At 66.8% G+C, this 19,586-nt stretch carries 19 protein-coding genes; 9 read left to right on the forward strand and 10 right to left on the reverse strand.

Going from position 1 to position 19,586, the window contains the following annotated elements; translation table 11 throughout:
- Positions 1 to 52: 52 nt before the first annotated feature.
- From lspA to ACU0BR_RS02210, 4 genes are read right to left on the reverse strand one after another with little or no spacing between them, the layout of a single operon-like run.
- Positions 53 to 523: a signal peptidase II gene (lspA, locus tag ACU0BR_RS02195; protein ID WP_446155204.1), complete on the reverse strand. Its 471-nt coding sequence runs from the start codon at positions 521 to 523 to the stop codon at positions 53 to 55.
- Positions 524 to 527: 4 nt separating this feature from the next.
- The gene (gene purH / locus ACU0BR_RS02200; protein WP_446155205.1) at positions 528 to 2,117 is read right to left on the reverse strand and encodes a bifunctional phosphoribosylaminoimidazolecarboxamide formyltransferase/IMP cyclohydrolase; all 1,590 of its coding nucleotides are present in this window, start codon (positions 2,115 to 2,117) and stop codon (positions 528 to 530) included.
- Positions 2,118 to 2,140: 23 nt separating this feature from the next.
- On the reverse strand, positions 2,141 to 3,913 hold the full coding sequence (locus tag ACU0BR_RS02205) for a heparinase II/III family protein (RefSeq protein ID WP_446155206.1): 1,773 nt from the start codon (positions 3,911 to 3,913) through the stop codon (positions 2,141 to 2,143).
- A gap of 39 nt (positions 3,914 to 3,952) precedes the next feature.
- Positions 3,953 to 5,272 (reverse strand): RsmB/NOP family class I SAM-dependent RNA methyltransferase, encoded by a 1,320-nt coding sequence (locus ACU0BR_RS02210; protein ID WP_446155207.1) that lies wholly within the window; start codon positions 5,270 to 5,272, stop codon positions 3,953 to 3,955.
- A 67-nt stretch (positions 5,273 to 5,339) separates the two neighbouring features.
- Between ACU0BR_RS02210 and ACU0BR_RS02215 the strand changes: the two genes are divergently transcribed.
- Positions 5,340 to 5,603, forward strand: coding sequence for a DUF1674 domain-containing protein (locus ACU0BR_RS02215; protein ID WP_446155208.1), 264 nt, complete (start codon positions 5,340 to 5,342; stop codon positions 5,601 to 5,603).
- A 7-nt stretch (positions 5,604 to 5,610) separates the two neighbouring features.
- Here the strand turns inward: ACU0BR_RS02215 and dapB are convergent, their stop codons facing one another.
- A complete protein-coding gene (gene dapB / locus ACU0BR_RS02220; protein ID WP_446155209.1) occupies positions 5,611 to 6,441 on the reverse strand; it encodes a 4-hydroxy-tetrahydrodipicolinate reductase in 831 nt (276 codons plus the stop codon).
- Between the two features lie 152 nt (positions 6,442 to 6,593).
- On the opposite strand from dapB, the gene rbfA reads away from it, so the two are divergent.
- The 8 genes from rbfA to ACU0BR_RS02260 all read left to right on the forward strand — a co-directional run bounded on the left by rbfA (position 6,594) and on the right by ACU0BR_RS02260 (position 13,797).
- Positions 6,594 to 6,995: a 30S ribosome-binding factor RbfA gene (gene rbfA / locus ACU0BR_RS02225; protein WP_446155210.1), complete on the forward strand. Its 402-nt coding sequence runs from the start codon at positions 6,594 to 6,596 to the stop codon at positions 6,993 to 6,995.
- The gene (locus ACU0BR_RS02230) at positions 6,992 to 7,774 is read left to right on the forward strand and encodes a phosphodiester glycosidase family protein (RefSeq protein WP_446155211.1); all 783 of its coding nucleotides are present in this window, start codon (positions 6,992 to 6,994) and stop codon (positions 7,772 to 7,774) included. Before rbfA ends, ACU0BR_RS02230 begins: the two co-directional genes overlap by 4 nt.
- 99 nt (positions 7,775 to 7,873) lie before the next feature.
- A complete protein-coding gene (gene truB, locus ACU0BR_RS02235; protein ID WP_446155212.1) occupies positions 7,874 to 8,794 on the forward strand; it encodes a tRNA pseudouridine(55) synthase TruB in 921 nt (306 codons plus the stop codon).
- Positions 8,795 to 8,840: 46 nt separating this feature from the next.
- Positions 8,841 to 9,377 carry a DUF1643 domain-containing protein gene (locus ACU0BR_RS02240; protein ID WP_446155213.1) on the forward strand — a complete coding sequence of 179 codons (537 nt, stop codon included), beginning with the start codon at positions 8,841 to 8,843 and terminating at the stop codon, positions 9,375 to 9,377.
- A gap of 263 nt (positions 9,378 to 9,640) precedes the next feature.
- The gene (rpsO, locus tag ACU0BR_RS02245) at positions 9,641 to 9,910 is read left to right on the forward strand and encodes a 30S ribosomal protein S15 (RefSeq protein WP_446155214.1); all 270 of its coding nucleotides are present in this window, start codon (positions 9,641 to 9,643) and stop codon (positions 9,908 to 9,910) included.
- Positions 9,911 to 10,168: 258 nt separating this feature from the next.
- Positions 10,169 to 12,304, forward strand: coding sequence for a polyribonucleotide nucleotidyltransferase (gene pnp / locus ACU0BR_RS02250; RefSeq protein ID WP_446155215.1), 2,136 nt, complete (start codon positions 10,169 to 10,171; stop codon positions 12,302 to 12,304).
- A gap of 181 nt (positions 12,305 to 12,485) precedes the next feature.
- Positions 12,486 to 12,881, forward strand: coding sequence for a hypothetical protein (locus tag ACU0BR_RS02255; RefSeq protein WP_446155216.1), 396 nt, complete (start codon positions 12,486 to 12,488; stop codon positions 12,879 to 12,881).
- A gap of 586 nt (positions 12,882 to 13,467) precedes the next feature.
- On the forward strand, positions 13,468 to 13,797 hold the full coding sequence (locus ACU0BR_RS02260) for a hypothetical protein (protein WP_446155217.1): 330 nt from the start codon (positions 13,468 to 13,470) through the stop codon (positions 13,795 to 13,797).
- A gap of 45 nt (positions 13,798 to 13,842) precedes the next feature.
- Here the strand turns inward: ACU0BR_RS02260 and ACU0BR_RS02265 are convergent, their stop codons facing one another.
- The 5 genes from ACU0BR_RS02265 to ACU0BR_RS02285 all read right to left on the reverse strand — a co-directional run.
- Positions 13,843 to 14,496, reverse strand: coding sequence for a peroxiredoxin (locus ACU0BR_RS02265; protein WP_446155218.1), 654 nt, complete (start codon positions 14,494 to 14,496; stop codon positions 13,843 to 13,845).
- A gap of 65 nt (positions 14,497 to 14,561) precedes the next feature.
- Complete coding sequence (locus ACU0BR_RS02270) at positions 14,562 to 15,230, reverse strand: RluA family pseudouridine synthase (RefSeq protein ID WP_446155219.1); 669 nt, start codon at positions 15,228 to 15,230, stop codon at positions 14,562 to 14,564.
- Positions 15,231 to 15,268: 38 nt separating this feature from the next.
- Positions 15,269 to 17,713, reverse strand: coding sequence for a GcvT family protein (locus ACU0BR_RS02275; protein WP_446155220.1), 2,445 nt, complete (start codon positions 17,711 to 17,713; stop codon positions 15,269 to 15,271).
- Positions 17,713 to 18,594 (reverse strand): homocysteine S-methyltransferase family protein, encoded by an 882-nt coding sequence (locus ACU0BR_RS02280; RefSeq protein ID WP_446155221.1) that lies wholly within the window; start codon positions 18,592 to 18,594, stop codon positions 17,713 to 17,715. Before ACU0BR_RS02280 ends, ACU0BR_RS02275 begins: the two co-directional genes overlap by 1 nt.
- Positions 18,591 to 19,586, reverse strand: a 996-nt coding sequence (locus ACU0BR_RS02285; RefSeq protein ID WP_446155222.1) for an aminomethyltransferase family protein, incomplete at its 5' end; no start/stop codon positions are given. The genes ACU0BR_RS02280 and ACU0BR_RS02285, both read right to left, overlap by 4 nt.

Consider the following 19,586-nt stretch of genomic DNA (forward strand, 5'->3'; position numbering starts at 1 on the left):
TAGGCCTCCTTCGCCCCAACGGGCCTAGCCTTACCGCATCTGAAAACGCGCGTCACGGGGTCTTCTCCTCCGAAGGCAGCAGCACCAGGCCGATGGCCCCGGCAAAGATGAACACATCGGCCGTGTTGAACGTATAGGGATTGTCGAATCCGCAGCAAGACGGGCTGAGAAAATCAGCGACTGCGCCGTAGATCACACGGTCCAGCGCGTTCGACAGCGCGCCGCCGACCACCAGCCCCGCGGCCACGAATTCCAGCGGGCGGTGAAACTTGCGCCGCGCCCAGACCACCAGCCAGATGGAAATCACCACCGCCACGGCGATCAACGCCCAGCGCATCAGCTGCGTGTCCCCGCCCAGCAGGCCGAAATTCACACCCCGGTTCCACCCCATCTGGAACACCAGATAGGGCGGAAACACCTCGATGCTGATCCGCGATTGCAGATCCAGACCGAACACCACCCAGATTTTCGCGATCTGATCGAACAGCAGCGCGGCGCAAGCGGTTATCCAAAGGCTGCGCATCGGCTCAGTGCCGGAAATGACGCATGGCGGTGAAGACCATTGCCAGTCCGGCCTCATCGGCGGCGGCGATCACCTCTTCGTCGCGCATCGACCCGCCGGGCTGGATCACCGCCGTAGCACCGGCCTCGGCCGCCGTCAGCAAACCGTCGGCAAAGGGAAAGAAGGCATCGGATGCCACCACCGAGCCCAGCGTCAGCGGCTTCACCAGGCCCAGCGCCTCGGCCATGTCCCGGGATTTGCGCGCGGCGATGCGGGTGGAATCGACCCGGCTCATCTGGCCCGCGCCGATGCCCACGGTGGTCCCCTGGCGCGCATAGACGATCGCGTTCGACTTGACGTGTTTGGCGACGGTCCAGGCGAACAGCAGATCCTCGAGCTCGCGCTCGGTCGGCGCGCGCTTGGTCACCGTCTTCAGCGCGTCGCGGGTGACATGGCCGTTGTCGCGGTCCTGCACCAGAAAGCCGCCCGCCACCTGGCGGACGCTCAGCGCCCCCGCGCGCGGATCGGGCAGACCCTCGGTCGTCAGAAGGCGCAGATTCTTCTTGCGCGCGAAGATCTCCCGCGCCTCCTCGTCGGCGCCGGGGGCGATCACCACCTCGGTGAAGATGCTGGTGATTTCCTCGGCGGTCTGCGCATCCAGCGGCCGGTTCAGTGCGACAATGCCACCGAAAGCAGACGTGCGGTCGCAGTCATAGGCACGGCGGTAGGCGTCCAGCATCGTGTCGCCCCGCGCCACCCCGCAGGGGTTCGCGTGCTTGATGATCGCGCAGGCGGGGCCGTCGTCCGCGGCAAACTCCGCGACCAGCTCGAACGCGGCGTCGGTGTCGTTGATGTTGTTGTAGGAAAGCTCCTTGCCCTGAAGCTGCTTGGCGGTCGCGACGCCCGCCCGGTTCGAACCGTCGGTGTAGAAGGCCGCGCCCTGATGCGGGTTCTCGCCATAGCGCAGTGGCTGGGCCAGCGTGCCCGCCACCGCGCGGCGGCGCGGGGCGGGCTGCTCCAGCGCGCCGGCCATCCAGGTCGACACGGCCGCGTCATAGGCGGCGGTGCGCGCATAGGCGGTCAGCGCCAGCTGCTGGCGAAAGGCATAGCGCGTGCGCCCGTGGTTGGCGTCCATCTCGGCCAGCAGGGGTTCGTAATCCTGCAAATCCACCACCACGTTGACAAAGGCGTGGTTCTTGGCGGCGGCGCGGATCATCGCGGGGCCGCCGATGTCGATGTTCTCGATGCAGGCGTCATAATCCGCGCCCCCTGCCACGGTCTCCTCGAACGGGTAGAGGTTCACCACCAGCAGATCGATCGGACCGATGTTATGGGCCTCCATCGCGCTCAGATGTTCCGGGTTGTCGCGCAGCGCCAGCAGGCCGCCATGCACCGCCGGATGCAGCGTCTTGACACGCCCGTCCATCATCTCGGGAAAGCCGGTCACTTCCGAGACGTCCTGCACCAGAAGCCCCGCCTCGCGCAATGCGCGCGCGCTGCCGCCGGTCGACAGCAGGTCGATCCCGCGAGCGGCCAGCGACCGCCCAAGATCGACCAGCCCGGTCTTGTCGGATACGGACAAAAGCGCGCGGCGCACGGGGATCTGGTCGGTCATGGGGCGGGAACCTTTCGGGAGTATCAATCCAACATCATCTCGTCGCGCTCGAAATCGCGAATGTTCGTCGGTGTATCCTGTGCCTTGGCAAGCGTCCAGTTCACCTGGGCCGAGTAATCCGAGACAGATCCGCTCAGGACGATCTGGCGGGTCTGGCGCGGCTGCAAGCGCAGCTTTTCCAGATAGACGCTGTTTTGCAGGCTCAGCTGCGCCAAGCTGCCCGACTGGCGAAACACCCAGACCTCGCCCGATTTCAGCGCCAGCGACACGGCCGTGCCGCCAAGGTCCAGCTCCGCCACCGCATCGGGATGGACATGAAAGCGGATGTGGAAGCGCACGTGATCCGTCGCGCTGCGGTTCAGGTGCAGCTCGAACCGCCGCCGGTCGGGCGCGCTCAACGCGCCCAGCGTGTCCGATCCCGACAGCCACCGGCCATCGGCGCTCAGCTCCAGCCGACGCACATGGGTCAGACCGTGGCTGCGGACATAGCCATTGTGCCCCAGCAGCAGGGTATGCGCTTCGGCCGAGCTGGTTTGCTGCACGCGCACATCGTCGGGCGCATCGCGCAGCAACTCGCGCGCGACGCCCCCGATCATCCGGCGCCGCCCCAGCCGCGACGAGGAAAGCCCCTCGATGCTCAGCGTCGAATGCAGCGGCGTCGCCCGCCCGGCCTGGCGCCAGTCATCGCCGAAAGCCGCCCCCGAGCCGCAATTCACGATCACCGGCCGCCGCCCCGAAGTCAGCTCGAACGCGAGGGTGCTGGCATGGGCATTCTGCGACACCGGGCGCGCGGGCGGGGGCGCCGCGTCCGAGATAATGCTGGTGCGCCCCGCCACGATCCGCGCGAATCCCATCGACAGCCCCGTGTTGGCCGCCGATTTCACCCCCGAGGCCGCGAGCGCGTGATCCAGACGCCCCTCCTGGCCGCGGCCGCCGCCGTGGAACCGCGCCAGACCGCCGTCCGAATGCCGCAGCGCCCGCAACGTCGGCGCGATACGTTCGATCGTCAGCAGATGGTCGCGCATCGCCATGCCCCCCGATTCGCTCAGCCCCGCGGCAGCCCAGTTCAACAGCGTGAAGATCTCCAGCAGCTCCTCGGGGTTGCGCGTGGGAATGCCGCCGCCTGCGTCGATCTGCGTGCCGCATTCCGCGGCGATCGCGCGCATCGCGGGCTGGACGTGGCGCGCCATCCCGCTCAGCGCCAGCCCCGCATGGACCAGTCCGGTCAGCGCCTCGAACCGGGGCAGGCCCGGGCTCGCGCTTTTCCAGCGCCGCGACAGAAAGCTGGTCTGATGCGCCAAGGAACGGAAATAGGCCTGCGAGGCCGCCTTGGGCTGACCGTTCAGCAGGAACACCGCATGGTTGATCCAGCGGATCAGGCGGCGCGCGGCCAGATCGGGCATCCATCCCGGTCCGCCGCCGCGCCCGTACCGCGCAAGCCAGTCCTGCACCCAGTCCTGCGCCTTCTTGCGCGCGCGAAAATCGCCCACCGCCGCCAGATCGTCGAGCCAGGCAAAGCCGTGAACCTCCTGCGCGAAGGCGGCGGAAGGCATGTCGATCGCAAAAATCGAACGGTCCGCGTCTTCGACCAGATGGCCCGCGAACATGAACTTCCCCGCCAGCAGCTGATTGCCGCGCGCGTAGCTGCCGATCGTTTTCGGCTCGGGCTGGGAAATGAAGCCCGCCGAAGGCCGCGCGAGATAACTCAACCGCGCGTGCAGCCGGTTCAGGAACCGGGTTTTGCGCCCCGGCCAGCCATCGGAAGGGACCGGACCCGCGGTTGCCGTGGTGGACATTGGAATCGCCTGGCGCTGGAACTGCTTCTTGCGGACAGTCTAGGTCACCCCCCCGGAGGTGTCACCGGCGAATTCGAGCCGCGCGATGTAGAAACCGTCCATCCCGCCGTGATCCGCGGGCAGATCCGGGCGCAGGCGCAGCCCGCCGTCCGGCGCGGCCCATTCCGGGGCGAGACCGGCAAGCGGCGGAACCGGCGCGACGCGCAGCCCCGCATGCCGCGCGAGCGCGGCGGCAACCTGCGCTTCGCCTTCCTGCGGCAGCAGCGAGCAGACGCAGTAGACCAGCCGCCCGCCCGGCTTCAGCAATTTCAGCGCATGGTCGATCATCCGCGCCTGAAGCCGCGCGATGCGGCCGATGTCCTTGTCGCCCTTGGCATGGGGCAGATCGGGGTGGCGGCGGATCGTGCCGGTGGCCGAACAGGGCGCATCGAGCAGGATGGCGTCGAACGGGCCGCCGTCGTAGCTGAGCGCGTCCCCCACCACCACGCGCGCGCGCAGCCCGGTCCGGCGCAGGTTCTCGCGCAGCCTTTCCGCCCGCTCGGCCGACAGATCCAGCGCGGTCACATCCGCGCCCGCCGCGGCGATCTGCATGGTCTTGCCCCCCGGCGCGGCGCACAGGTCCAGCACCTGTTCGCCCGATGCGGGCTGCAGGACCCGGACCGGCCAGGCCGCCGCGTGATCCTGCACCCACCAATCGCCCGTTTCATAGCCCGCCAGCGCGCTGACCTGCGCCGGACCGCGCAGCCGGACGGTGCCCCCCGGCATCAGCTGCGCCCGGAACGCCGACGCCGGATCGTCGGCCAGGCGCTGCATGAGCTCGGCCGCCTGCGCCGGGGCTTTCGGCGTCAGATCCAGCGGCGGGTCGTCGGCCTGCACTCGCTCCATCGCCTGCACCGCCTGCTCGCCGTATTGCGCGGCCAGACGGCTGCGCAGCCATGCGGGCAGCCGCGTCACCGGCAGATCCGCCCAGCCGTCGCATCCCTCGGCGCTGACCCGCCGCAACACGGCGTTGACCAGCCCGCTCAGATGCGCGGACTTGCGCCGCCCGCGCACCAGCGAAACGGCGCTGTCCACCACACCATGCGATGCCGCGTCTTCGTGGCACAGCTCCACCACCGCCAGCCGCAGAACATTTCGCACAAAAAGCGGCGGCTCCTTGCGCAAAAGCGGCTGCAACATCGCATCGGCGGGCCCAAGCTGGCGCAGGGTGGTGCTCGCCAGCCGCTGCGCGCGGGCACGCTCCGCCGGGTCCAGCGGCTCCAGGATTTCCGCCAGCTCGGACAGCGGGCGCGCCTTGTCCAGAACCTCATCCAGCAGTCGGACTGCCGCGCGTCGTGCCGCCACGCCGGGCTTTGCCATCTGTCCATCCCTTGTTCCGCGATCCGCACCGCGTATATCAACAGCGATGCAGCCTCAAGGAAAGACGATGAACAAAGCCCGCCCCCCCGCGCCCGCGACGGCGCCCCCGGCCGCCGACGCATCGACCGGCACCCAGCGCCCCGACTACGCCGACCACGCCAACCGAACCGATCTGCCCGAAGCCGCAAAGCGCGCCCTGGCCGAAGCCGCCGAACGCAGGTGCGCCGCGTCGCGGCAGGCCGAGCTGCCACCGGAGCTGGGCGGCCGCGACGGCCCCGAGCCGGTGCGCTACGGCGACTGGGAACGCAAAGGTCTGGCAGTGGATTTCTGATCCTGGCTCACGGCCGGGGCTTGAGCCCCAGAACGTCCAGCATGTCATAGGCCCCCTTCGGCCGCCCCTGCGCCCACAGCGCCGCCTTGAGCGCACCACGCGCGAAAATGGCCCGGTCGGTGGCCAGATGGCGCAGCACGATCCGCTCTCCGTCGGCGGCGAAGATCACGTCATGTTCGCCCACGACATCGCCGCCGCGAATGGCGCTGAAACCGATGTCGCCGCGCCTGCGGGCGCCGGTAATGCCGTCACGGCCCCGGTCGGACACATCGCGCAACGCCACGCCGCGCCCGTCCGCCGCCGCCTCGCCCAGCATCAGCGCGGTGCCCGAGGGCGCGTCGACCTTGTGCCGGTGGTGCGCCTCGACCACCTCGATGTCGAAATCGGCATCCAGTGCGGCGGCGACCTGACGGGTCAGCTGCACCAGCAGGTTGACGCCCAGGCTCATGTTGCCCGCGCGCACGATCACGCCGCCCTGCGCGGCGCGTTCCAGCGCCGCGATGTCGTCCTCGCTCAGGCCGGTCGTCCCGATCACATGCGCGGCGCCCGCGCGGGCGGCCAGCGGGGCGAATGCCACCGTGGCCGCCGGAGCGGTGAAATCGATCACCGCCTGCGCATCCTCGAACACGGCGCCCGCGTCGGCGCTGACGATCACGCCGTTTTCCGCGCCGCCCATCGCCCGCCCCAGATCGCCACCGATCCATTCATGCCCGTCGCGTTCGACGGCACCGGCCAGCCGGGCCGCATCGCTTTGCACGATGGTGCGGATCAGCATCTGCCCCATCCGCCCCGAGGCCCCCGTCACCACGATCCCCGGCAAAGCTGCATTCTCACTCATCCGTCCGGCTCCCTCTCGGCTTGACGCGTCCGGGGCCCGTGCGGCCCCTCGCCCGGGCTGCACGCCCGGACCACGCGCCCGGTCTAATCAATGCGCGCGCGCATGGCAAAGCCTCGGTTGCCGAGCAGGTCGAAGCAGCTTATGTCGGGCGCATGGCCAAGAACCGCTTTCATTCCGGCGAGGGACCCTCGCAACGACAGCTTCGCGTCGGCGAGCTGATCCGCCGCACCCTGTCCGACGTGCTGCTGCGCGGCGACATTCACGACCCCGACCTCAACCGGATGTCCATCACCGTCGGCGCGGTGCGCCCCACGCCCGACCGGCGCGTGGCCCCGGCCTATGTCCTGCCGCTGGGCGGCGATCACAAGGAGGAGGCGCTGGCGGCCCTGCGCAACAACCGGCACGAGCTGCGCCGCCAGGTGGCCAAGAACCTGACGCTCAAGTTCTCGCCCGAACTGCGATTCCAGATCGACGAGACCTTCGATCGCATGGACGCCACCCGCGCGATCCTGGCCCAGGACAACGTGCGCCGCGATCTGGACGAAGAAGAATGACGCGCGCCCGCGTTGCCTGCGCCCCCTTTCTGGGGCAACTGCCGGCGCTGATCCTGGCCCCGCTGCTGCTGCTGGCGGGCGCGAAGGGCGCCGCGGCGGTCAGCTGTGAGAACACGGATGTCTCGGGCAACCGCTTCACCGTCTGCTCGGTCGATCTGACGCGCGAGGAACTGCGCCTGTGGCACAGCGATGCGCAGGGCCGCGTCTATGGCGATTTCGCGCCGCTGGCCGCGGACCTGAAACGCCAGGGCAAGATCCTCAGCTTCGCGATGAACGGCGGCATGTATCACGAGGACCGCGACCCGGTCGGGCTCTACCTCGAGGACGGCAAGCAAAAGATGCGCCTGGTGACCAATGAGGGTCCGGGCAATTTCGGCCTGCTGCCAAACGGGGTGTTCTGCATCGGCGACAAGCGCGCGCGGGTCGTCGAAACGCTGCGCTTCGAGCGGGAAAAGCCCGATTGCACCTACGCCAGCCAGACCGGGCCGATGCTGGTCATAGACGGCGCGCTGCACCCCCAGTTCATGCCCGACGGCACCTCCCGGTTCATCCGCAACGGGGTGGGCGTCAGCGCGGACGGGCGGCTGGCCTATTTCGTGATCTCCCGCAGCGCGGTGACCTTCTACGAATTCGCCAGCCTGTTCCGCGATCATCTGGGCACGCCCGATGCACTTTATATCGACGGCAACGTCTCGCGGCTCTATGCCCCGCAACTCGACCGGTCGGATGCGGGGCCCCTGATGGGCCCCATCGTGGGCACGGTGCGGCCCGCGGACTGACGCGACGGCCGCCGCCGCGCGAACGTGCGACCGCCAAACCGACAGGCAGGTCACGCGACGCACAAGAGAACACCAACCAGAACCAAGAGGCATGACATCATGGGCCGCAAACGCAAGGGACGCGACATCTCGGGCTGGCTTGTCATCGACAAGCCCGCCGGCATCACATCCACCGCGGTAGTGAACAAGGTGCGCTGGGCGCTCGACGCGCGCAAGGCGGGCCATGCCGGCACGCTCGACCCCGATGCCACGGGCGTGCTGGCCATAGCGCTGGGCGAGGCGACGAAGACCGTGCCCTTCATCACCGATGCGCTCAAGGCCTACCGCTTCACCGTCCGGCTGGGGCAGGCCACCAACACCGACGACGCCGAAGGCGAGGTCATCGCGCAAAGCGACACGCGCCCCGACACCGACACCATCGCCGCCGCCCTGCCCGCCTTCGAAGGCGAGATCATGCAGGTGCCGCCGCAGTTCTCGGCGGTGAAGGTCGATGGCGAACGCGCCTACAAGCTGGCCCGCGAGGGCGAGGACATGACCTTGGCCGCCCGCCCCCTGTGGGTGGAGGAGCTGCGCCTGACCGACCGGCCCGACGCCGACCACGTCACGCTGGAGCTGACCTGCGGCAAGGGCGGATACGTCCGCGCCATCGCGCGTGATCTGGGCGCGGCGCTGGGCTGCCACGCCCATGTGAGGGACCTGCGCCGGATCTGGTCCGGCCCGTTCGACGCCGAAGACGGGCTGAGCCTGGATCAGGTTCAGCAGCTGGCCCGCACGCCCGCGCTCGACGACCACCTGCTTGCGCTGGAAACCGGACTTTGCGATCTGCCGGAATTGCGCTGCACCGCCGAGGCCGCTGCCAGAATGCGCAACGGCAACCCCGCGCCCGTCATCACCTCGCAGGCGCAATACGGCGACACCGCCTGGGCCTCGCACGAGGGGCAGGCCGTCGCGGTCGGCACCTATCGCAGCGGCACGCTGCACCCTTCGCGCGTGTTCGTGACCGCCGCCACAGAAACCTGACTTCATCCGAGGGCAAATATCCCCGCCGGAGGCTCCGACACCCGCCATGATCACCCGCACCCATCAAAAGGAGGACGCGGCCTCCACCGCGGTCTATTCCGACTGCGAACGCTACCGCTACAGCCTCACCCGGATCTGGGACCCGGACGAACGCCGGGTGCATTTCGTGATGCTCAATCCCTCCACCGCGACGGAAATCCAGAACGACCCCACCGTGGAACGCTGCGAACGGCGCGCGCGGGCACTGGGCTACGGCGCCTTCTGCGTCACCAACATATTCGCCTGGCGCGACACCGATCCGCGTGCGATGCGCAGGGCCGCGGACCCGGTCGGGCCCGGCAATGACGCGGCCATCCTGGCGGCGGCGGACTGGGCGGACGCGACCGTCTGCGCCTGGGGCACCCACGGCGCGCATCTGGACCGCGGCCCGCAGGTCGAGACCCTGCTGCGCGGCGCGCAGATTCCGCTGAGCCACCTGGGCCTGTCCAGGGAGGGCCACCCGCGCCACCCGCTCTACATCGCCTACGCGGTGCAGCCGCGGCGCTGGGACGAACCGGCAGCCGGCGGCGCAGGACCGGGCTGAGCCCGCCCTCCCCCGACGTTCCGCGCCGCCCCCGCGCCCGGCCGGATCACGACGCCCCCCCCGCGATACGCCCGGTCCCGCGCGATGCGCGATACGCCCGATCCTGCGCGATGCGCGAGAGGCGGGAACGCTGCATCCGGGGTTTCCATTGCCGCGAATTTCTCCTATACGCGCGCATCCGCCGCTTGGCGGGCACTCCACGGGCCTGTGCTGGACGACATCCCGGCCTGCGCCATGAACCTGAAACCGAAAAGGAGACCCCGATGTCGATCACCGTCGAAGAAAAGCAGCGCATCATGAAGGAATTCGCGACCAAGGAAGGCGACACCGGCTCGCCCGAGGTACAGGTCGCCATCCTGTCCAGCCGCATCGCCACCCTGACCGAGCACTTCAAGACCCACAAGAAGGACAACCACGGCCGCCGTGGCCTTCTGAAAATGGTCGCCCAGCGCCGCAAGCTGCTGGATTATGCCCGCGCCAAGGACGAGGCCCGTTACCAGGATCTCATCAAGCGCCTGGGGCTGCGCCGCTGAGCGGACGCAGGACCAGCACCGACACGAAGGCCGCCGCTTTGGCGGCCTTTTTCGTACCCGCCCCCCGATCTTTGACACGGCCGAGAGCGGCCCCCGCACTCTTGCCATGGTCAAGGGCCGCGTTTTGCTGTAGGGGGCAGCGCATCTGAGACGTGACGCCCGGCCCCGGCGCATGAAACGATGACAGGGGCGGCGGCAATGGGGCCGCCATTCAATCGGGACATGCGGAGCGCCGTGTGATCCCAGACAGGATACGAGATGTTCAACGTAACGAAAAAATCGATGGAGTGGGGCGAAGACACGCTCACGCTCGAAACGGGCAAGATCGCCCGCCAGGCCGACGGCTGCGTGATCGCCACTTTGGGCGAAACCTCCGTCATGGCCGCCGTGACCTTCGCCAAGGAGCAGAAGCCCGGCCAGGACTTCTTCCCGCTGACGGTCCACTACCAGGAAAAATACTATGCCGCGGGCAAGGTGCCCGGCGGCTTCTTCAAGCGCGAGGCGCGCCCGTCCGAGAAAGAGACGCTGACCGCCCGTCTGATCGACCGCCCGATCCGCCCGCTGTTCGTTCCCGGCTTCAAGAACGAAGTGCTGGTGATGTGCACCGTGCTCAGCCATGACCTCGTCAACGACCCCGACATGGTCGCGATGATCGCGGCCTCCGCCGCGCTGACGCTGTCGGGCGCGCCCTTCATGGGGCCGATCGCGGGCTGCCGCGTGGGCTTCGAGGATGGCGAATACGTGCTCAACCCCGAAGTGTCGGACATGGACGGCCTGCGCTCGAACCCCGACCAGCGCCTTGATCTGGTCGTCGCGGGCACCAAGGACGCCGTGATGATGGTCGAGTCCGAAGCCTACGAGCTGTCCGAAGCGGAAATGCTGGGCGCGGTGAAGTTCGGGCACGAGCAGATCCAGCCGGTGATCGACCTGATCATCGATCTGGCCGAAGCCGCCGCGAAGGAGCCCTTCGATTTCCAGCCTGCCGATTACTCCGCGCTTTACGAGCGGGTGAAATCACTGGGCGAAGACATGATGCGCGCCGCCTTCGCCATCACCGACAAGCAGGAGCGCACCAACGCGATTTCCGCTGCCCGCGACGCGGTCAAGGAGCAGCTGAGCGAGGAGGAGCAAGCCGACGCCAACCTCGGCTCCGCCTTCAAGAAGCTCGAAAGCGCGGTGTTGCGCGGCGATGTCGTCAAATCCGGCAAGCGCATCGACGGCCGGGCGCTCGACACCGTGCGCCCGATCTCGTCCGAGGTCGGCATCCTGCCCCGCACCCACGGGTCCGCGCTGTTCACGCGCGGCGAGACGCAGGGGCTTGTTGTGACCACGTTGGGCACCGGCGAGGATGAGCAGATCATCGACGCGCTGCACGGCAACTCGCGCTCGAATTTCCTGCTGCACTACAACTTCCCCCCCTATTCGGTCGGCGAAGTGGGTCGCGTTGGCCCTCCGGGTCGTCGCGAAATCGGCCACGGCAAACTGGCATGGCGCGCGCTTCAGGCGGTTCTGCCCGCCGCGACCGATTTTCCCTACACCATCCGCCTGGTGTCCGAGATCACCGAATCGAACGGGTCCTCCTCGATGGCCACGGTCTGCGGCAGCTCGCTGTCGATGATGGATGCGGGCGTCCCGCTGAAATCGCCGGTGGCCGGTGTCGCCATGGGCCTCATCCTCGAGGACAGCGGCGAATATGCGGTGCTGACCGACATTCTGGGCGATGAGGATCACCTGGGCGACATGGACTTCAAGGTCGCGGGCACCCAGGACGGCATCACCAGCCTCCAGATGGACATCAAGGTGGCCGGCATCACCCCCGAGATCATGGAAAAGGCGCTGGATCAGGCCAAGGCGGGCCGCCTGCACATCCTCGACGAGATGGCGAAAGCCCTGACCGAAGGCCGTCAGGAATTCTCCGCCCACGCCCCGCGCATCGAGACGATGCAGGTGCCGACCGACAAGATCCGCGAAGTCATCGGATCGGGCGGCAAGGTCATCCGCGAAATCGTGGAAACCTCTGGCGCCAAGGTCGACATCAACGACGATGGCATCATCAAGATCGCATCCGCCAACGCCGAGTCGATCCAGAAGGCCTACGACATGATCCATTCGATCGTGGCCGAGCCCGAGGAAGGCAAGATCTACAAGGGCAAGGTCGTCAAGATCGTCGATTTCGGCGCCTTCGTGAACTTCTTCGGCAAGCGTGACGGCCTGGTGCATGTCAGCCAGATCGAGAACAAGCGCCTGAACCATCCGTCCGACGTGCTGAAGGAAGGTCAGGAGGTCTGGGTCAAGCTGCTGGGCTTCGACGATCGGGGCAAGGTGCGCCTGTCGATGAAGATGGTCGACCAGGAAACCGGTCAGGAAAGCAAGCAGGAAGCAGCGGCGAACTAAGCATCCCCGCCCTTTGAAATCAAGAAAGCCCCGGCCAGGCGCCGGGGCTTTTTGCTGCCCGGGGGTCACTCGTCGGCCACAGTGAACGGCACACTTGCAGCTCGCCCGATAGTTGCTATGTTATTTATGCAAATACGCATTATAATAATTGTAAAGTTCGAGGTGGGGAGCGTCCAAGGGCATGAAAATAGAGGCGAAAGAGAACGCCCTGCACGCGGGAGGCCCGCTCGAGGGCAAAACCGTCATGGTGGTGGAGGATGAAGCCATCCTGGGCATGATGCTGAGCGAGGAGCTGAGCGCCGTAGGGGCAAAGGTCGTCGGCCCGTTCCCCCGCCTTGCCGATGGACTGGAATATTGCGCCGAAACCCTGCCGCATCTGGCGGTTCTGGACATCGATCTGCTGGACTCGGATTCCCTGCCGCTGGCGCGCAAGCTGCGCGAGTCGGAAATCCCCTTCCTCTTCTACACGTCCCGCGCGGAGTCCGAGGATCTGAAACGGGAGTTCCCGCAGACGCCGATCTGCGACAAAATGATGCCGGTCGATAAGCTGATCGGCGCGGTCCGCCGCCTCGTCTGAGGGCGCGTTTCCTTCAAGCACTCACCCACGAGGTCGCCCCGCTTTGACCTCTCGCCGTGACGGCGGCGCGGTCCTGCGCGCAGGGTCCTTCGCCGGGGCCGCGCCAGGAGCCGCAGCCCCGCGCCCCATCCGGGTCAGTCAGGCGGTTTGTCCGGCCACCTTTGCCAGCCCGAAACCACACAATGGCCCTGGGCCGATCAAGTTGGTATTTAGATTTTCTTAATAAAGATTAACAAAATTCCCTTATAGGTTGTCTTTCCCCAAGGTCAAACAGTCGAACGAACGACAGGAATGCCAGATTATACCTTAGTATATCGATTTTTTCGGCAAGACCGCTTCGATCGAGCCTCGCAGGACATAGATTGCAGAAAATACTTGCTCAACCCCAAGTTTTTACTTTGCATAATTTAAAATCCGTGTATGCATTGTTTCAGGCAAGAGACCAAAGGCAGTAAAAATTATGCATAGTAAGTATGATACCCGCGCGCTTTCCATTGCCGGGGAACACGTCTTCTTTCTGAAATCCGCACAGAAACCGGAGGCCGACAACCAACCGAGAGCATCGTCCAATCGTCGGACCCTCCTGGTGATTGACGATCTGGCAATCGTGGCGCAACTGTTGCGCAGCGCCCGGGAAACCGGTGTCACCGATATTCTGGGGCCTTTTTCGGGCGCCGATCAATGGCTGGAAAAATGCCGGGCGCACCTTCCCGAAGCGAAGGTAAGGCACGTCACCCTGCGCCCGCCGCTGGACGAAACGCGGCGAAAGCGTTCAAATCGCGAGCGCGACATCGCAGGAATGAAGGTCGCCCCCCTGCAGGATCAGGAGGGTGGCCGGAAACCCGAAAATGAAAGATCCGAGCACGACGCGATCGCACAGCTTCTCACTGTCGTGTCGCGGCTGGCCGCAAAATAGCCGAGGCGGCCAGCCGAATTCACCGAGGTCCGAGATGGCGAAAGATCAGCCCGGCTGCTTGACCGTGCGCAGATAGGGCAGTCGCTGCTCGAATTCGCCGAATTTTTCACGCGCCTCGTCATCGCTGACGGCGGGGGTGACGATCACATCGGCGCCCTGCTGCCAGTTGGCGGGCGTGGCGACCTTGTGCTGCGCGGTCAGACGGATCGAATCCAGCGCGCGCAGGATCTCGTCGAAGTTGCGGCCCGTGGTCATCGGATAGGTTAGGCTCAGCTTGACCTTCTTGTCGGGGCCGATCACGAAGACCGAGCGCACGGTGGCGTTGTCGGCAGGCGTCCGCCCGTCGGTGCGCGTCTCTTCGGCCGGCAGCATATCATAGAGCTTGGCGATTTTCAGGTCGGGGTCGCCGATCATGGGATAGGACACCTGATTGCCGGTCAATGACTGGATGTCGGATTTCCACTTATGGTGATCCTCGACCGGATCGACGGAGATGCCGATGATCTTGGCGTCGCGCTTGGCGAATTCATCGACCATGCCGGCCATCTGGCCCAGCTCGGTCGTGCAGACAGGCGTGAAATCCTTCGGATGGCTGAACAGGACGGCGTATCCATCACCGATCCAGTCGTGAAAGCTGATCTGGCCTTCGGTCGTATCGGCCGTGAAATCAGGTGCGATATCGTTAATGCGCAGGGCCATGTCTATCTCCTTTGTGTCAACGGTGTATCCGGGACGTCTTTCGCAGATAGGCCCGGCAGCGGCATTCAGAAAGGGCATTTCGCGGAAAAGCTCATCCCGATTCCGGTCTCGGGATGCTTCAGGCGCAGCGCCTCGGCGTGCAGCATCATGCGGGGGAAATCGTCGCGCGCGGCACCCTCGGCGTAAAAGGGATCGCCCAGGATCGGGTGGCCGATCGCCTGCATGTGAACACGCAATTGATGCGTGCGGCCGGTCTTGGGGAACAGCCGAACCCGCGTCTCCGTGTCGCTGGCCCGCACCACCCGCCATTCGGTCAGCGCGGGCTTGCCGTTATCGTGGTCGGCCTTTTGCAACGGGCGGTTCGGCCAATCCACGATGATGGGCAGATCGACGACGCCGGTTTTTTCGCCCAGCCGCCCGGATACGCGGGCAACATAGGTCTTTTTCGTCTGCCGACCCTGAAACTGCTGGCCCAGCGATTTCTGCGCCAGCGGCGACAGCGCAAAAACCATGATGCCGGAGGTGTCGCGATCCAGCCGATGCACCAGCAGCGCCTCGGGAAAGACGCGCTGCACCCGGGTGATCAGGCAATCGGCCAGATGCGCGCCGCGCCCCGGCACCGACAGCAGGCCCGCAGGCTTGTCGACCAGCAGCAGATGCGGGTCGTCATGAACGATGACCAGCGGGTCGTCGGGGGGCGTGTATTCCGTCAGGGGCGGCGCATTCTGGATCATGGCGCCTCAATTACACTCAGCCGCCGGGCCCGCAAGCCTCACATCCGCACCCGCTCCGATTTCGGATCGTACATCGGTTTCAGCGACGCCTCCGCGCTCACGAGGGTTCCCGCCACGTCGATCTGATAGCGCGATGCCAGCAGCTGCGCGGCGATTTCGCCCGCGCAAGGCACATAGCCCATTCCCATCGCCGCCCCAAGATGATGTCCGTAGGACCCCGACGACAGGTAGCCCACAAGCTGCCCGTCGCGCAAGATCGGCTCATTGTGATAGAGCAGCGGCTCCGCGTCGGTCAGCTTGAACTGCACCAGCCTGCGGTCCAGGCCCGCATCCTTCTTGCGCAACACCGCGTCGCGGCCGATGAAATCGGGCTTGTCGGTTTTCACGGCAAAGCCAAGCCCGGCCTCAAGCACGTGATCTTCAGCGGTGATGTCATGCCCGAAGTGCCGGAAGCCCTTCTCCATCCGGCAGCTGTCCATCATGTGCATGCCGCAAAGCGTCAGCCCCCGGTCGGCGCCCGCCTCTGCCAGCACCTCGAAGGCGTGGGCCGCCATATCCGAGGTGACGTAGACCTCCCAGCCCAGTTCCCCCACATAGGTGACGCGGTGCACACGCGCCTGCCCCATCCCCAGTTCGATCTGCTGCGCAGTGCCGAAAGGGTTGGCGGCATTCGAGAAATCGGCAGGCGACACGGCGCGCAACAGATCGCGCGCGCCCGGCCCCATGACGGCCAGCACGCCCTCGGCCGGGGTCATGTCGGTGATTGTCACGTTGAACGCGCCGCGATGGCGTTCCAGCCAGGTCTGATCGGCCAGCCGGGTGGCGGCGGGGGTGACGACCAGATAGGCCAGTTCCGACAGGCGGGTGACCGTCACGTCGGCCTCGATCCCGCCGCGCGGGTTCAGGAACTGCGTATAGACGATGCGCCCGACCGGCACGTCGTATTGATTGGCGCCGACATGGTTCAGAAAGGCGGTCGCGTCGCGCCCCTCGACCCGGATCTTGCCGAAGGAAGACATGTCGTACATGCCCACGCCCTCGCGCACGGCCCGGTGTTCGGCGGCCCAGTTGTCGAACCAGTTCTGGCGTTTCCACGAATAGCGGTATTCACGTTCCTGCCCGTCACGGGCGAACCAGTTTGCCCGTTCCCAGCCCGCGATTTCCCCGAAGACCGCGCCCCGCGCTTTCAGATGTTCGTGGAACGGCGTGCGCCGCACCCCGCGCGCCGTCGCCTTTTGCCGGAACGGGAAATGATCGGCATAGAGCAGGCCGAGCGTTTCGCGCGACCGTTCCCGCAGGTAATGCCTGTTGCCCTGGAAGGGCTGCATCCGACTGACATCCACATCCCCGAGATCGAAGGGTTTCTGACCGTCCTCCATCCATTGGGCCAGCGCCATGCCCGCGCCGCCCGCCGACTGGATCCCGATCGAGTTGAACCCGGCCGCGACCCAGACATTATCCATCTCGGGCGCCTGCCCCAGATGATAGGCATCGTCGGGGGTAAAGCTTTCGGGACCGTTAAAGAACGTGTGGATTCCGGCATCGGCCAGCATCGGCATCCTGTTGATCGCCTGTTCGAGTATCGGCTCGAAATGGTCGAAATCCTCGGGCAGCTGATCGAATTCGAAACTGTCGGGGATGCCGTCCATGCCCCAGGGCTTCGCCACCGGCTCGAAGGCGCCGAGCAACAGCTTTCCGGCGTCTTCCTTGTAATAGGCGCATTCGTCGGGCACCCGCAGCACGGGCAGCTGCGTCAACCCTGCGATGGCTTCCGAGACGATGTAGAAATGCTCGCACGCATGAAGCGGCACGTTGGTGCCCGTCATCCGCCCCACCTCATGGCCCCACATGCCCGCGCAGTTGACGACCATGTCGCAGGCGATATGGCCCGTCTCATCGCCGCGCTGCCAGTCGACGCCGGTGATGCGGCGCCCGTTGCGGCGCACGCCGCTGGCACGGGTCTGCTCGACGATCAGCGCGCCGCGCCGGCGCGCCCCCTTGGCGAGCGCCAGCGCGATATTCGCCGGATCGCCCTGTCCGTCCTTTTCCAGATAGACGCCCGCGGTCACGTCGTCGATGTTCAGATGCGGGTAGCGGTCCTTGACTTCCCGCGCCGAAATCTCCTCGACCGCGACACCGAAGGCGCGCGCCATCGCCGCCTGGCGAAAGATCTCTTCCCGCCGCTCCGGGGTCAATGCGACGGTGATCGAGCCGCAGCGTCGGAACCCGGTGGCGACGCCGGTTTCCTCCTCCAGCCCGCCATAGAGCTCCTGGCTGTATTTCGCGAGCTTGGTCATGTTGGCGGTGGCGCGCAACTGGGCGATCAGCCCGGCGGCATGCCATGTGGTGCCCGATGTCAGCTGCTTGCGTTCCAGCAGCACCACGTCGCGCCATCCCAGCCGGGTCAGATGATAGGCGACGGAACAGCCGATCACGCCGCCGCCGATGATGACCACGCGGGCGTTTTGGGGAATATCCTTCATCATACGATCCTGTGTCCGGCGGCGCGCAGCCTGGTTGCGATTTCCGCGATATGGCTCGGACCCACCTCGCAGCAGCCGCCGATGATGCTGGCGCCCCGTGCAACCCAGCCCAGCGCATGTTCGCCGTAGGCGGCGGGCGTCAGATCGCGGCGGCGGCTCAGCGAATCGACGGTGGGCTTGTCCTTGAGGAAATCCTCCGAGATCTTCTCGAACCCGTTGGCATAGGCACCGAAGGGCAGCGCGCCCCGCGCCAGCACCTCCAGGCCTGCCGGGATCGCTTCGGGGATCGAGCAGTTGAGCAGCAGGGCGGCGGCCCGGCCTTCAGCGATCGGCAGAACCTCCGACAGCGGCTCGCCCGACCGCAGGCGGCGGCCGTCGAGATCATCGACGCTCAGCGCCAGCCAGACCGGCCTGCCCGCCTGCACAGCCCCCGCCAGCGCGCTTTCGGCATGTTCGACCGACGCCACGGTCTCGCAGATCAGCAGGTCGCATTGCGCGCCCAGCAACTGCGCCACCTCGGCGTAAAGCGGCACGCCCGCCTCGGCCTCGGGGTGCAGATCGGGACGGTAGGATGCCCCGAGCGGCCCGATCGCCCCGGCGATCCTGCGCGCGCCGCTTTCGCGCGCCTCGCGCATCGCGATTGCGTGCAGCTCCTCGAAGCGCGGCTCCAGCGGGGTTCCGGTCAGTCGGTCGCGGTGGATGGCATAGGTGTTGGTCGTGGCGATTGTGGCCCCGGCCGCGTTGAAATCGCGGTGCACCTGCGCCACGAGACCGGGAAATTCGATCATGATCTGCGTGGACCACAGCGGCGTGGGACGATCCCCGGCGCGGTGCACCAGTTCCTGCCCCATGCCGCCGTCAAGCAGGGTGATGTCGCTCATGCCCGGATCCTTTCGTTCCCCGGGTCCCAGATCGCCTGGTCGGGTTGTACCACCGCCTCGTGGCGGGTGCCGAAGATCTCCACCTCCAGCGCGGTGCCGTCCTGCGCCAGGTCGCTGCGCAGCATCCCCAGCGCGACCGAGGCGTCGGCGCGGTAGCCCCAGCCGCCCGATGTCACCTCCCCGACCACCTGATCGCCGTGCCAGAGCGTCGCCATGTAGGGCGCGTCCTGAGCGCCCGCATCCACGCGCAGGGACACGAACCGCTTGGCCGACCCCTGCTGCCGCTCGTTGAGCAGCGCCGCCTTGCCCGGGAAATCGGCGGGTTTGTCGAGCTTGACGAAACGGTCGAGCCCGCCCTCCAGCAGGGTGTAATCGGTGGACAAATCGCCCTTCCACGCGCGGTAGCCTTTCTCGATCCGCAGGCTGTTGAGCGCGTACATCCCGAAAGGCTTCGCCCCCGCCTGCGTCACCGCATCCCAAATCGCGGGCGCATCCTCGGGGGCGCAGTGGATTTCCCAGCCCAACTCGCCCGCGAAGGACACGCGCACCAGGGTGCAGGCCTTGCCCGCCACCTGCCCCTCGCGGCTGACCGACAGCCAGGGGCGCGACAGGTCGTGGTCGGTCAGGGGCGCGAGGATCTCACGCGTCTTCGGGCCGGTGACCAGCAGACACTCCACCTCTTCGCTGTGGTCGGTGACGGTGATGCCGTCGGGCGCCCTGCGGCGAAGATGCTCGACGTCGTGCCACTGGGCCACGGCGGCGGTGATCAGATCGACCTCATCCGCGCCGCGCACGATCGCCGACATCTCGGTCACGATGCGGCCGCGGTCGTCGGCGAAGTAGATCAGCCCGATGCGCCCCTCGCGCGGCAGGGCCGAAGCGCAGAGCCCGTCGACGAAATCGCGCGCGCCGGGGCCCTGCACCTTGAGGCGGGTGAACCCGGTGATCGCCAGCACGCCGCAGCGATCGCGCACCGCCTCGCATTCCTCGCG

The sequence above is a fragment of the Brevirhabdus sp. genome (genome assembly GCF_052826345.1).

Coding starts and splice junctions, on each gene's coding strand:
- lspA (WP_446155204.1), bottom strand. CDS start 523: ATGCGCAGCCTTTGGATAACCGCTTGCGCCGCGCTGCTGTTCGATCAG.
- purH (WP_446155205.1), bottom strand. CDS start 2,117: ATGACCGACCAGATCCCCGTGCGCCGCGCGCTTTTGTCCGTATCCGAC.
- ACU0BR_RS02205 (WP_446155206.1), bottom strand. CDS start 3,913: ATGTCCACCACGGCAACCGCGGGTCCGGTCCCTTCCGATGGCTGGCCG.
- ACU0BR_RS02210 (WP_446155207.1), bottom strand. CDS start 5,272: ATGGCAAAGCCCGGCGTGGCGGCACGACGCGCGGCAGTCCGACTGCTG.
- ACU0BR_RS02215 (WP_446155208.1), top strand. CDS start 5,340: ATGAACAAAGCCCGCCCCCCCGCGCCCGCGACGGCGCCCCCGGCCGCC.
- dapB (WP_446155209.1), bottom strand. CDS start 6,441: ATGAGTGAGAATGCAGCTTTGCCGGGGATCGTGGTGACGGGGGCCTCG.
- rbfA (WP_446155210.1), top strand. CDS start 6,594: ATGGCCAAGAACCGCTTTCATTCCGGCGAGGGACCCTCGCAACGACAG.
- ACU0BR_RS02230 (WP_446155211.1), top strand. CDS start 6,992: ATGACGCGCGCCCGCGTTGCCTGCGCCCCCTTTCTGGGGCAACTGCCG.
- truB (WP_446155212.1), top strand. CDS start 7,874: ATGGGCCGCAAACGCAAGGGACGCGACATCTCGGGCTGGCTTGTCATC.
- ACU0BR_RS02240 (WP_446155213.1), top strand. CDS start 8,841: ATGATCACCCGCACCCATCAAAAGGAGGACGCGGCCTCCACCGCGGTC.
- rpsO (WP_446155214.1), top strand. CDS start 9,641: ATGTCGATCACCGTCGAAGAAAAGCAGCGCATCATGAAGGAATTCGCG.
- pnp (WP_446155215.1), top strand. CDS start 10,169: ATGTTCAACGTAACGAAAAAATCGATGGAGTGGGGCGAAGACACGCTC.
- ACU0BR_RS02255 (WP_446155216.1), top strand. CDS start 12,486: ATGAAAATAGAGGCGAAAGAGAACGCCCTGCACGCGGGAGGCCCGCTC.
- ACU0BR_RS02265 (WP_446155218.1), bottom strand. CDS start 14,496: ATGGCCCTGCGCATTAACGATATCGCACCTGATTTCACGGCCGATACG.
- ACU0BR_RS02270 (WP_446155219.1), bottom strand. CDS start 15,230: ATGATCCAGAATGCGCCGCCCCTGACGGAATACACGCCCCCCGACGAC.
- ACU0BR_RS02275 (WP_446155220.1), bottom strand. CDS start 17,713: ATGAAGGATATTCCCCAAAACGCCCGCGTGGTCATCATCGGCGGCGGC.
- ACU0BR_RS02280 (WP_446155221.1), bottom strand. CDS start 18,594: ATGAGCGACATCACCCTGCTTGACGGCGGCATGGGGCAGGAACTGGTG.